Raw genomic sequence first — 11,793 nt, 5'->3', positions numbered from 1 at the left:
GTGACCTAGGGCGGGAATGTTGCCGTGGTATGACGACAATCGAACGATTGCGCGCGATCCCCGCCGGTCAACGCCAAATGCCCGGCACCGATCATGTTTTGCTGCGTTATCTGGCGCATGACCTCCCCCACACCGTCTTTTCGCCCCGCCTCCGTCGCCATCGTGACCGGAGGGGAATCCGGTATTGGCCGGGCCACCGCGCTCAAGCTGGGCAAGGCCGGCGTGCCGGTGGTGCTGACCTATTTCAAGGATGCCGATGCCGCCGATGCGGTGGTGGGCGCCATTGCCGAGGGCGGTGGGCAGGCGGCCGCGATCGCTGCCGATGTCGGGCAGGAAGACGCGGTGGAACGCCTGTTCGATCTGGCCGAGCGCCGCTTTGGCCCGGTCAATCTGCTGGTCAATTCCGCCGGCCTCAACATGACCGGGGTGATGATCGAGGATATGGCGCTGGCCCAGTTCGATCGCTTGATCCGCGCCGATCTCTATGGCCCGTTCCTGACCTGCCGGCGCCTGGTGCGCGGCTTGGCTTCGGCCGCCCCGCCGCACGGCGGGCGCATCGTCAACATCTCGTCAATCCACGAAAACGCGCCGCGTCCCGGCGGGGTGGATTATGACGCGGCCAAGGGGGGCCTGGCCCAATTGACCAAGACCCTGGCGTTGGAACTCGCGCCCAAGGCCATCGCGGTCAACGGCGTGGCGCCAGGCATGATCCTGACCCCGATGAACCAGTCCGCGCTCGATCACCCGGATGAATTGCGGCGCAAGCAGGCGGCCATTCCCTGGGGCCGCGCCGGCACGCCAGAGGAAGTGGCCGATCTCGTGCTGTTCCTGCTCTCGCCGCAGGCCGATTACATCACCGGCACCACCGTCACCATCGACGGCGCGCTGTCGCTCACCGTTGCGCAGGGAGCCTGAGCCATGGTTGCCTATGTGGTGGAAGAACTCCAGGACGTGACGCTGGATATCGCCGGGCCGGAAGGCCGGCTTGCGCATTACGATCTGATGAGCCCGTTCGTCTGGACCGAAGGCAGCACTTACCGTCTCTTGGTAAGAGTGCTGCCCAATCCATTGGAACAGCACGATCCCACCGGTATCATCTGGGCGGGCGATTCCACCGATGGGCGCTGCTTCAGGATGCGGGACGCCCCCGCGATCGTGCCGGGCCCCCACCCCGACGACGCTGGCGGATGCGAAGATCCCACCGTGGTGCATGGCGAAGACGGCAACTATACGATCTTCTACACCGGCGTGGACGCCAAGCGGTCGCAAGGATCGCTGCTGGTGGCGCAAGGGCCCTCACTGACTGACCTGCATGAGCATCGCGTGCTGCTCAAGGCGCCAGAGGGCGAAGGCAACATCAAGGAAGCCACCGTCGCCCAGGCGCCGGACGGCACGTTTCGCCTGTTCTACGAATATGCCAAGGACAATGCCTCGCGCATTGGCCTGGCCACCGGGCCATCGCTGGAAGGGCCGTGGACGGTGATCGACGATCCCTTCACCGTGCGCGACGACAGCTGGGACAATTGGCACCTGTCGACCGGGCCGATCGTGCAGCGCGATGGCCAGGACCCGGTGATGTTCTACAACGGCGCCACCGCCGATGCGCGCTGGCGCATTGGCTGGATCAGCTTCTCGCCGGATTTCTCGCACGTCACCGGCCGCGGGATCGAGCCGATCCTGCTGCCTCCGCCTGCGCGCAGCCGCGACGCGACCGACATTGCCTTTGCCGCTTCGTGCCTTGTCATGGGCGATGCAATCTGGCTCTATTATTCGTTGGAAGACAAGATCCTGCGCCGCGCGCGCATCGCCTGCTACGGCTGATCGCGGTCAGTCTATGGCGATGCCCTGCTCGGCAAAGAACGCCGCTACTTCGCCTAGCGCATCCTCGTGTCGTTTCCATCGCGCCAGGGCATCGCGATAGATCGGGCGGCGGACCTGGGCCGCGCTGGGCGTGGAAACCGGGGCCTGGTTGCGGTGGAAATCGAGGCAGGCCGCGTCCCACGGCAGCCCGGCGTGATCGAGCATGCGGCGCGTCACGCCTTCCTGGTCTGCCACGAGATCCTCGTAGGACACCTCCAGGATGCGGCCGGGCATGGCCGCTTGCCAGAAGCGCATCAGCCGGTCGAAGCGCGCATAATAGCGGGCGATGTCCATCAGGTCATAGCTGTAGTCGTAATAGCGCGAGGTGATCGCAAACAGGTTGCGGAAGTTGCTCAGCACCGTGTCCATCGGATGGCGGCGCAGGCATATGATGCGCGCGTTTGGCAAAGAACCGGCCACTATTCCGGCATAATGGAAATTTCCGGGAAATTTGTCGACAAAGCGCCGCGTCGTGTCGCGCCGGTGATGGCGCGCGCGGGCCAGGTAATCATGGCCGATGGCGCCCAGATCGGCTTCACGCAGCGCGGCGATGGTTTCGGGATCGAGCACGGTGCGCGTGCGCGTGCCGGCGGCGTGCTTCACCGCCAGCGGCATGGCCTGCAGTTCGCCGGCGCTTTCCACTTCAGGATGCGAAGACAGGATGCGATCGACCAGCGTGGTGCCGGTGCGCGGCATGCCAATGACGAAGATCGGCGCCTCTGTCGGCGCACCAGTAACGGTCGCGTGCGCCAACGCCGGCCAGGCCGCCTCGATCGCGTCGAAATTGGCGGCATCGCTGGCAAAGCGATAGGGCAGCCGGGCGCGATGCTCCGCATTGGCAGCGGCCAGCGCGGTGAACGCGGCGTCGTGCTCGCCAAGATCGTCAAGCTCCTTGGCCAGGGCATAGCCCAGCAGCAGCCGATCGCGCGGATCGTGCGCCGCGTCCAGTTGCGCGCGCAGGCGTGGCACATGGTGGCTGTCTGCCGTGTGCCGCTTGAGGCTGGCCAGCAGATGGTGCGCGCGGCCATGGCCCGGCGCGCGCGCGATGAGCGCTTCGAGCGCGGCCTCCGCCTCGCTCACCTGCCCGACGAAATTGAGCGCGGCAGCGTGGTTGTAGCGGTATTCGAGAATGTCGGGCGCCTGTGCCACGGCATGGGCAAAATGGGGCAGCGAGGCGGCATGGTCGCCCAGGCGGGCATAGACGCAGCCCATGGTATCGCGGCTCAGCGCATCATCGGGCAGTGCGTGTTCGGCCTCGGCCAGGGCCTGCGCGGCGGCGCTGTCCTGCCGGGTCATGATCAACAGGCGGGCAAGCTGCGCGCGGTATTCGCCCTGGGGATCGCGCGCCACGGCCTGGCGCAGCAGGGCGGTCGCGGCGCTGATCCGTCCCTGCCCGGCTTCGGCCAGGCCCAGCAGGAACAGCGCCTCCGCCCGCTGCGGGGCCGCATCGCCAACCATCTGCGCCGCGCGCGCAACGGCCGGCCAATCACCCCGCGCCAAGGCGGCACGCGCGGTGGCAATCTGCGGATCGGTCTTGCTCATCCCGCCCTGTGCCATGGGCGCGGTGGAACTGGCAAGCGTCGCCACGGGGTCAGCGCTGCACCGCTTCCTCATTGCCCGCGCGGCGCTGCTTGATCGCATCGATCACCGGCACGAAGGGAAACATGAACTGTTCGCGGATGGTCAGGCGGCGTCGCTCGTCCTGGCCAACCAGGATCCCCTCGCCCTCGCGATAGGTGCCCAGCACGCGATCGATCAGGATCATCGAGTTGGCATAGTTGCAGCGGGTTTCTTCATAGCCGACCGAATGGTGCAGGCTGTGATGGCGGATCGTGGTGAAGAAGAACGAATAGAACCACGGCGGGTCAGACTTGACGTTGGCATGGGCAAAGCCAGCCACCACGTTGCCCACGCTCGCCGCACACAGGATCGCCACCGGGCTGAAATCGAGCAGCGTAATCACGCCCAGGCTGATCAAGAACAGCTCCAGCGGATTGCCGACATAGCCTTTCAGCGCGTTCAACTGGGTAATATGATGGTGCGGCGCATGGGTCAGCCACAGCGGCGTCCAGTTGTGCATCGCGCGATGCATCCAGTATTGGCCAAATTCGAACAGGAAGAAGATCAGCCCCACCTGTGCCAGGAACGGCAGGTGTTCCAGCCAGGGCGTGGCCAGCCCGGCGCTGGCCTTGGCGGCCTTCATCGGCGCATCGGCAAAGAAATCGGTGGCACGGGAAATCACGGTGGAACTGAGCACGACATAAAAGGTGTCGGTAAAGAACTCGCGCCAGTTCATCCGCCAATCGGCGTGGCGTTCGAACAGCCATTCCAGCAGCAGCAGCCAGGCGGAAATCGCCGTGGCCACGATCGTGAGAGTCCACGGGTAATCGATCACGCTCTTGGGCGCATAGGCCCAGAACAGGATCACTGCCAAAAGCGTGGCGGGCGGAATCAGCCCGATCAGCCGCTGTTTCATGTCTGTCCCATCCATGGCGAAGCTCTGTTACGAAATTCTGGGAAATAGCGGGACCCCGGATCAAGTCCGGGGTCCCGCTTCCTGTCGTCACGATCCATTCACGCAGCAACAGGAAGCGGGCTTTTCACGTCACTTGTAGTGGAAGGTCATTTCCAGGCCGACACGGCGCGGCGTCAGGACACCATAGGCATAGAACCGTTCCACCACGCCGCTGCGGGCGCGGTTGTAGGAACTGGTGTCGTTCTCCACCGCCGTCACGGCATACTTGTCAAAGATATTGTCGGCATAGACGCCCACATCGAACATCGGGCTGTGATAGGTGACCGAGGCGCGGTGCGTGGTATAGGCCGGGATGACTTCGCCATTGCCGCGCAGGCCGACGCGGGAATAGATGTCGCCGGTATAGGTCATCGCCCAGGTCGCTTCGATATCGCGGCCCTCGGTCAGCGGGTAGGTATAGGTGGCCCCAACGCTGCCCGAATGCTTGGTCGAACCCGGCAGACGATCGCCGGCAAAGGCATCATAGTTGACCCCACTGCTCACCACGATGCCCGGGGCATCGGCGGTAAGGTGCGCGTCGTTGTAGGAATAGGTGCCATCGATCGTCAGTTGCGGCGTGATCTTGAGGTGGCCCGAGAAATCGATGCCCTTCGACACGGCGGTGCTGCCGTTTACAGTGATGCCCACCGCGCCGTTGACCGTCTGGCTGGGCACCTGCACGCCCGCCCAGGTGACGATGAAGCCGCTCAAGGTGAACTGGAACTTCCGGTCAAACAACGACCCGCGCAGGCCCAGTTCACGGTTGCGCGTCTTGTCCGGGCCATAGGCCAGCTCGTTGGGCAGTGCGCAGACGTTCTGCACCTTGGGATCAAGCGGCAGCACGCATGGCGCCACGCGGTTCACGTTGCCGGTGCGATAACCCGTGCTGTAGGTGAAATAGGCCATGAGATCGGGGCTGAACTTGTAAGACGTGTTGGCCTTCCAGACAAAGCCGTCCTTGCCCGTGCTGCCCGACTTGATGCGCTGCGGGGCGAAGACCACCAGCGGATACGGCGTATATTTGCTGAACAGCGGCGTATCCGTGCCGCCCTCGGCAAAGGCGTCATACTTGAAGTAGCGCAAGCCGCCGGTAACCTGCCAGTCCTTGGTGATGTGGAACGTGCCTTCGCCATAGGCCGCCTTTTCCTTGGTGCGGGTGTTGACGAACGACATGTATTCCAGGTTGTCAGGCCGATAGATGCCGGCCCAGTCGGGATAACCGGGCACATATTCGCGATACTGCGAACCATAGCGCATATTGTTGTAAAAGCCGCCAAGCACCCAGCTGAACGGGCCGCCATGGGTCGAAACCAGGCGCACTTCCTCGTTGAACTGGTGATACTTCGAGGTCGCCTGATTGTAGGACGAAAACTCTGGAAAGGCTTCATAGCCATAGTCCAGGTCCAGCAGCAGGTCGGTGTTGTCGCGCTGGGTATAGATCTTCTGGTTGGTAAAGGCCGTGGTCGCCACCAGCTGGGCCACGTCGAACACGTTGACGTTGAACTCGGCCGAATAGAGGTCCGACGTGCGGTTGGTCGGTTCCAGATAGCGCCAGGGCGCTTCATACTTGCCAGTGCCCAGCACGCCAGCGCCGTTGGCCTGGCGGCCCTGCGTCTTGGTGATCTGGTGGGCGTAGGTCAGATAGACCTTGAAGTCCGGGCTGGCTTCCAGCAGCAGCTGGTTGCGCGTGGTGAAGGTGTGTTCATAGTTCACATCCTTCTTGGAATAGAAGTTCGCGGCCTGCTGGGCCGGTGTGCCAAACGAGCCATCGGCCGCCGTCGTGCCGCGCACCGGCTGCGGGTTGGACACGCCCGGCTGGCGCAGCAGGTAGTTGTAATCCATGAAACCGGGGTTGTCGTAATACCCCACGGTGCTGCGCAGCGCGATGTGGTCCTTCACGATCGGGATATTGACCGTGCCATCGGCATTCACGCCCGCTTCGCTGCTGTGGCTTTCGCCGAACCAGCGGCCGTGCAGATCGACGCTGTAGTGGTCGGTATCGGGTCGGTTGGGCATGTAGCGCACCGCGCCGGCCAGCGTACCCAGGCCATAGAGCGTGCCCTGCGGGCCCTGCAGCACTTCAACGTGGTCGATATCGAGCAGCTTGAAATCGAGATAGAGCGGCACTTCGCCGAGATAGACACCCACCGCGCTGTTGGCGCTAGCGCCTTCCACGCTGGAATCGCCCGAATTGATGCCGCGCAGCACGATCTTGCCGGTGGAGCCTGGCCCGGTATCGGCCACAGTCATGCCCGGCGTGAACGCGGCAAGCGACTTGACGTCGTCGATACGCTGGCGGGCAAGTTCCTGCGGGCTGACCGCGCTGATGTTGATCGGCGCATCCTGCAAGGTGGTGGCACGCCGCGTGGCCGTCACCACGATGTAGTTGGCGTCGCTGCCAGACGCGGCCGCGGCATCGGCCGCTGGCTCTCCTTGCGGTTGCGGGGCTGCCTGCGCGTAGGCCGAATTCGGCGCCAAGGCCGGGATGAGCAGCATCGTGGCGCCCAGCAGGTTCGTTCGGAAAGATCGCTTGGTCACTTCAGCCCCTCGCTTTGTTCTCAAAAAGCCTGTGCTGTGACATCCCCTCCCAGGGATCAGCCCGCTTGCCGGGCAAGTGCCGACCGCTAACCGGCCTGGCACCAAGATTTGCGTGGCAAGCGAACCCATCCGGCTCACTTGCGCCTGCCTTGCCAAAAGTGGTCGGGATCAAAACGCGGCGCCAGGCCCTGGCAGGGTGGGAGCGCTTGCTGTCGCTCCGGCAGTCAACAACCGGCCTGAAATCCGCACTATTACCCATCGCCCGCACCGCAACGCGGCGTGGCTCTGGTGACCCGCTCTTGGTATATTTATTGTGTCGCCCTGAACTATCGACACCTGCCACGGTACCGATATTACATAATCGGTCAAGCGTAATAATTTTCGTGGCATTCAGTATGATTCACTCACAGGAAATACGAGGAAACCCGCCATTTTTCCTCGCACTTGCGGCATAGCGGGGTACCGTCACCGCACACGCACGGCCCACAGCGATGCCATTGCTGGCCCAAATTGCCGCTTGATTCGCGACTCAACCTGGCGTCAAAGTGTGATCGCTGCACAGCATGCAGCTCACGCGATATCGCGATGAACGCTGGATAGGCGGCGTATATGTCGCTTCCAGCATGGCGATGCCAGAACGCGTGGCTGCATTTCTCACCCATGGGGCGCGTTATTACAAAAATGACGATGGGTAATATTTTTGCCATGGACAAGGGTGGGCTTTGCAACCATGGTGCAGTGCGAAAGGGGCGCGAATCATGATGAAGATGATCGGCACGGCGGGTAAGATCGCACTTCTGGCCAGCACACTGATGATGGCGTCATGCTCCTCGGCACCCGATGCCGGAGCCGCGAAGAAAACCGAATTCAATATCGGCTGGTCGATCTATGCTGGCTGGATGCCATGGCCCTATGCGCAGCAGGCAGGTATCGTCAAGAAATGGGCCGACAAATACGGCATCAAGATCAATATTGTTCAGGTGAACGACTATGTCGAATCCGTGAACCAATATAACGCCGGCAAGTTTGATGGTGTTACCGTCACCAACATGGATGCGCTGACCATCCCTGCCGCCGGGGGCAAGGATACCAGCGCGATCATCGTCGGTGACTATTCCAACGGCAACGATGGCGTCCTGCTCAAAGGTGCCAATTCGGTTTCCGCCCTCAAGGGCAAGCAGATCTACTTGGTCGAGCTCTCGGTGTCGCACTACCTGCTCGCCCGCGCCCTGGGATCGGCCGGCCTGTCGCTCAGCGATGTCAAGACAGTCAATACGTCAGACGCTGATATCGTGGGCGCCTTTTCCAGCCCCGATGCCCAGGCCGCAGTGGCCTGGAACCCGCAGCTGTCGGTCATGCGCGGGCAGCCTGGCGCCAACGAGGTGTTTTCCTCAGCCCAGATTCCGGGCGAAATCCTCGATCTGATGGCGGTGGACACCGCCACGCTCAAGGCCAATCCCGCGCTGGGCAAGGCACTGGCCGGCATCTGGTATGAAACCATGGCGCTGATGAAACGCCAGGACGCCCAGGGCAAGGAAGCGCGCGCCGCCATGGCCAAGCTGGCCGGGACCACGCCCGATGTGTTTGACAAGCAGCTGACCACCACGTTCCTCTATGACCAGCCTACAGCGGCGGTGGCTGCGGCAGACAGCCCGGCGCTGGTCACCACGATGACGCGGGTGCGCGATTTCAGCTTTTCCAAGGGTCTGTTCAAGGGCGCCAGTTCGGCTGACGCGGTTGGCATGGCCTTTCCGGGTGGCAAGACGCTGGGCGATCCCGCCCATGTCACGCTGCGCTTTGACGACAGCTTCATGAAGCTGGCAGCCGCCGGCAAGCTCTGATCCGGCGGTTCTAATCCGGCAGGCCCGGCACGCTGCCGGGGCTTGCCGTCTGTTTCCAAGGGGTTCACGCGATGCGCTGGGTCAACCGCAAGATGCGCCGCAATGACAGGATGATCGCTGGCGCGGTCCCGATCCTGGCGCTGCTGGTGCTCTATCTCGTCATGGCGGCGCAGCGCCACGCGATCAACCCCAGTGACAAGATCCTGCCGCTGCCCGACGCCATGGCGCGCGGCCTTTCGGCCCTGCTGTTTCAGGCCGATCCGCTTTCGGGCCATTTCCTGTTCTGGACCGACACGTTCGCCAGCCTTGAGCGCCTGGGGCTGGGCCTGGGCATCGCCACGCTGGGCGCGCTGGTCGCCGGGCTGGTGCTGGGCGTGTTACCGCCGGTGCGCGCCACGCTGGGGCCACTGGTCACCGCGATTGCGGTGATCCCGCCAATCGCGCTGCTGCCGGTCTTGTTCATCGCGCTGGGCCTGGGTGAAACGGCCAAGGTGGCGCTGATCGTGGTGGGCATCGCCCCGCCGATGATCCGCGACATCACCGATCATATCGCCAGCCTGCCGCGCGAACAGATTATCAAGGCGCAGACCCTGGGGGCCAGCAGCTGGCAGATCATGATCCGCGTTGCCCTGCCCCAGGCCATGCCGCGCCTGATCCAGGCGGTGCGCTTGGCGCTTGGGCCGGCCTGGGTGTTCCTCATCTCGGCCGAGGCGATCGCCGCCGATACTGGCCTCGGCTATCGCATCTTCCTGGTGCGGCGCTACCTCGCGATGGACGTGATCATCCCCTACGTCGCGTGGATCGCGCTTCTGGCGATTACCCTGGACTTTGCCCTGTCCCTCGCCAGCCGCCGCCTGTTTCCCTGGGCTCATGGAGCAAGCCATTGACCGCGCTCCTTTCCCTTCGCGATATCTGGGTCGAATTCGGGGACAAGATCGTCCTGGAAAAGATCAATCTCGATGTGGCGGCCGGCAGTTTCGTCTCGATCGTCGGGCCATCGGGCGCGGGCAAGAGCAGCCTGCTACGCCTGGTCCTGGGGCAAGAGGCGCCAAGCCGGGGCACGATCAGCCTGGATGGCGCGGTGCTGCCGCCCGAATGCGGCCCCGATCGCGGTGTGGTGTTTCAGCGCTATTCGGTGTTTCCCCATCTCACCGCCTTGCAGAACACCATGTTCGGCCTGGAATGCGCGCAAGCGCCGCTGCTCGCGCGCCTGTTTGGCAGCGCCCGTCGCGCTGCGCGCGACGAGGCTGTCGCCATGCTCGAGGCGGTTGGCCTGGGCGATGCACTGCAGCTCTATCCGGCGCAGATGTCGGGCGGGATGCAGCAGCGCCTGGCGATTGCCCAGGCCCTGCTCAAGCGGCCGCGCATCCTCTTGCTGGATGAGCCGTTCGGCGCGCTCGATCCCGGTATCCGTGCCGACATGCACGTGCTGATCCGCCGTCTGTGGCGCGAACACGCGCTGACGGTGATCATGGTCACCCACGACATCCGCGAGGCGTTCTCGCTCGGCACCCGCGTGCTGGCGCTCGACAAGCGGCGCCACGATCCCCACGCCCCGCACCGCTATGGCGCCACCGTGGTCTATGACCTGCCGCTGCGCCCGCGCGAAGACGAAGCGCCGGCCGAAACCGCCGCGCCGGAAGACAAGACGCCGCCGCAAAAGGTGGCCGTATGACAAGAGAGGAACTCGCATGAGCAGCGAACCCGCCAGCCTGGCGCGGCTCAGCATGAGCTTGCCGGCCGATCTGTTCCGCAAGCTCGACATGATGGTGGAAGAGCGCCAGCTGCCCTCGCGCTCGCAACTGATTGCCGAGCTGATCCGCCATGCCCTGGCCGACCACGAAGCGCTGACCCGCCCGGACGAGATGCTCGCCGGCACGATCACCATGGTCTATCGCGGCGACCGGGGCCGGGTGCGCCACCAGTTGGCGCAGACCCAGGCCGATTACCTCAAGGAGGTGATTTCCGCCCAGCACGTGTTCCTGGAAGACGACCAGAGCCTGGAAGTCTTGCTGGTGCAGGGCCCGGCCGTGCGGCTGAAAGAACTTTCCGATGCGCTGCGCCGCGTGCGCGGCGTGCAACAGCTCGAACTCGTCACCACCACTGCCCTGCTGCCGCCGATCTATGTTCAGGACGACGGCAAGAGCGCCAGCAATGGAGCGGCCGCATGACCGATACGCTCACCCCTTCCCCGGCCCCAACCCCGGCAGCCGCCGGAGCCAACCTCGCCAACCCGCTCGCCGCGCGCGATCATGCCCGCAGCATGGGCGGCACGGTGGTGGAAACCATGCCGGTGCTGCCGCCCAAGGCTGATGATCTGCCCGAGGGTGTCGATCCGGCAGACCTGGTGTGGGAAGAAACCATCGCCGCCGGCGGCTATGCCACGCGGCTTCTGGCACGCGGCACGCGGCTGCGCCTGATCGATACGCGTGGCGATGCCTGTGCCGGGCTGCAGGTCTTCAACGCCGCCATGCCGACCGAGCGGCTCAACGTGGCCGATACGGTCAAGGTGCAGTGGAACGCCTATCTCGGCGCGGGCAAGCTCTTGCTGTCGGACATGGGCCGCGTGCTGCTCAGCATCGTGGAGGATGATGCCGGTACGCACGATTGCTTTGCCGGCACATCGAACGCGGCCAGCAATGCTGCCAAATATGGCGAAGGCCGCAACAGCGGCGCCTGCCCCAACGGGCGCGACCGGTTCCTGCTCGGCGCAGCCAAGCATGGCCTCACGCGGCGCGACGTGCATCCCTGCATCAACCTGTTCAAGGGCACGCGGATCGAGGAAGACGGCACGATCACGCCGCTGGTCGGCCCGTTCGCGGCCGGCCGGCAGGTGCTGCTGCGCGCCGAAATGGACGTGATCGTGGTCATTGCCAATGTGCCCCACGTGCTTGATCCGCGCGCGGAATACAGCGTCACGCCGCTGCGCGCCACGGCCTGGCGCGGGCCTGCAACGCTGGGCAACGATCCCATCCGCAACGCGACACCCGAAGGCCTGCGCGCCTTCCTCAATGTCGAAGACTATTTCCGCCGCTAAAC

10 protein-coding genes are annotated in these 11,793 nt (G+C 64.2%); 7 read left to right on the top strand and 3 right to left on the bottom strand.

Going from position 1 to position 11,793, the window contains the following annotated elements; genetic code table 11:
* Positions 1 to 117 precede the first annotated feature (117 nt).
* Positions 118 to 915, top strand: coding sequence for an SDR family NAD(P)-dependent oxidoreductase (locus FHW97_RS10450; RefSeq protein ID WP_171793320.1), 798 nt, complete (start codon positions 118 to 120; stop codon positions 913 to 915).
* A gap of 3 nt (positions 916 to 918) precedes the next feature.
* A complete protein-coding gene (locus FHW97_RS10445) occupies positions 919 to 1,821 on the top strand; it encodes a glycosidase (RefSeq protein ID WP_171798896.1) in 903 nt (300 codons plus the stop codon).
* 6 nt (positions 1,822 to 1,827) lie between these two features.
* Here FHW97_RS10445 and FHW97_RS10440 read toward each other — a convergent pair whose 3' ends face one another.
* The 3 genes from FHW97_RS10440 to FHW97_RS10430 form a co-directional block, all read right to left on the bottom strand.
* Entirely contained in the window at positions 1,828 to 3,402 is a 1,575-nt protein-coding gene (locus tag FHW97_RS10440) for a sulfotransferase (RefSeq protein ID WP_171798895.1), read from the bottom strand.
* A 49-nt stretch (positions 3,403 to 3,451) separates the two neighbouring features.
* Positions 3,452 to 4,336, bottom strand: coding sequence for a sterol desaturase family protein (locus FHW97_RS10435; protein ID WP_107715416.1), 885 nt, complete (start codon positions 4,334 to 4,336; stop codon positions 3,452 to 3,454).
* A gap of 129 nt (positions 4,337 to 4,465) precedes the next feature.
* A complete protein-coding gene (locus tag FHW97_RS10430; RefSeq protein WP_171798962.1) occupies positions 4,466 to 6,871 on the bottom strand; it encodes a TonB-dependent receptor in 2,406 nt (801 codons plus the stop codon).
* A gap of 800 nt (positions 6,872 to 7,671) precedes the next feature.
* On the opposite strand from FHW97_RS10430, the gene FHW97_RS10425 reads away from it, so the two are divergent.
* The 5 genes from FHW97_RS10425 (at position 7,672) to FHW97_RS10405 (ending at position 11,791) form a co-directional block, all read left to right on the top strand.
* Positions 7,672 to 8,754 carry a putative urea ABC transporter substrate-binding protein gene (locus tag FHW97_RS10425; protein WP_107715414.1) on the top strand — a complete coding sequence of 361 codons (1,083 nt, stop codon included), beginning with the start codon at positions 7,672 to 7,674 and terminating at the stop codon, positions 8,752 to 8,754.
* Between the two features lie 71 nt (positions 8,755 to 8,825).
* Entirely contained in the window at positions 8,826 to 9,641 is an 816-nt protein-coding gene (locus tag FHW97_RS10420) for an ABC transporter permease (RefSeq protein ID WP_171798894.1), read from the top strand.
* Positions 9,638 to 10,429 (top strand): ABC transporter ATP-binding protein, encoded by a 792-nt coding sequence (locus FHW97_RS10415; protein WP_107715412.1) that lies wholly within the window; start codon positions 9,638 to 9,640, stop codon positions 10,427 to 10,429. The genes FHW97_RS10420 and FHW97_RS10415 overlap by 4 nt, the downstream gene beginning before the upstream one ends.
* Positions 10,430 to 10,445: 16 nt before the next feature.
* Positions 10,446 to 10,925 carry a CopG family ribbon-helix-helix protein gene (locus FHW97_RS10410; RefSeq protein WP_107715411.1) on the top strand — a complete coding sequence of 160 codons (480 nt, stop codon included), beginning with the start codon at positions 10,446 to 10,448 and terminating at the stop codon, positions 10,923 to 10,925.
* Positions 10,922 to 11,791 (top strand): urea amidolyase associated protein UAAP1, encoded by an 870-nt coding sequence (locus tag FHW97_RS10405; RefSeq protein ID WP_171798893.1) that lies wholly within the window; start codon positions 10,922 to 10,924, stop codon positions 11,789 to 11,791. Before FHW97_RS10410 ends, FHW97_RS10405 begins: the two co-directional genes overlap by 4 nt.
* Positions 11,792 to 11,793 lie beyond the last annotated feature (2 nt).

Origin of the sequence: Novosphingobium sp. SG754 (genome assembly GCF_013149315.1) — a bacterium.
GTDB lineage: Bacteria > Pseudomonadota > Alphaproteobacteria > Sphingomonadales > Sphingomonadaceae > Novosphingobium > Novosphingobium capsulatum.
The sequence above is the reverse complement of the archived record's forward strand: the minus strand, read 5'-3'. Positions and strand labels throughout refer to the sequence as shown.

Coding starts and splice junctions, on each gene's coding strand:
- FHW97_RS10425 (WP_107715414.1), top strand. CDS start 7,672: ATGATGAAGATGATCGGCACGGCGGGTAAGATCGCACTTCTGGCCAGC.
- FHW97_RS10420 (WP_171798894.1), top strand. CDS start 8,826: ATGCGCTGGGTCAACCGCAAGATGCGCCGCAATGACAGGATGATCGCT.
- FHW97_RS10445 (WP_171798896.1), top strand. CDS start 919: ATGGTTGCCTATGTGGTGGAAGAACTCCAGGACGTGACGCTGGATATC.
- FHW97_RS10435 (WP_107715416.1), bottom strand. CDS start 4,336: ATGAAACAGCGGCTGATCGGGCTGATTCCGCCCGCCACGCTTTTGGCA.
- FHW97_RS10405 (WP_171798893.1), top strand. CDS start 10,922: ATGACCGATACGCTCACCCCTTCCCCGGCCCCAACCCCGGCAGCCGCC.
- FHW97_RS10410 (WP_107715411.1), top strand. CDS start 10,446: ATGAGCAGCGAACCCGCCAGCCTGGCGCGGCTCAGCATGAGCTTGCCG.
- FHW97_RS10430 (WP_171798962.1), bottom strand. CDS start 6,871: ATGCTGCTCATCCCGGCCTTGGCGCCGAATTCGGCCTACGCGCAGGCA.
- FHW97_RS10450 (WP_171793320.1), top strand. CDS start 118: ATGACCTCCCCCACACCGTCTTTTCGCCCCGCCTCCGTCGCCATCGTG.
- FHW97_RS10440 (WP_171798895.1), bottom strand. CDS start 3,402: ATGAGCAAGACCGATCCGCAGATTGCCACCGCGCGTGCCGCCTTGGCG.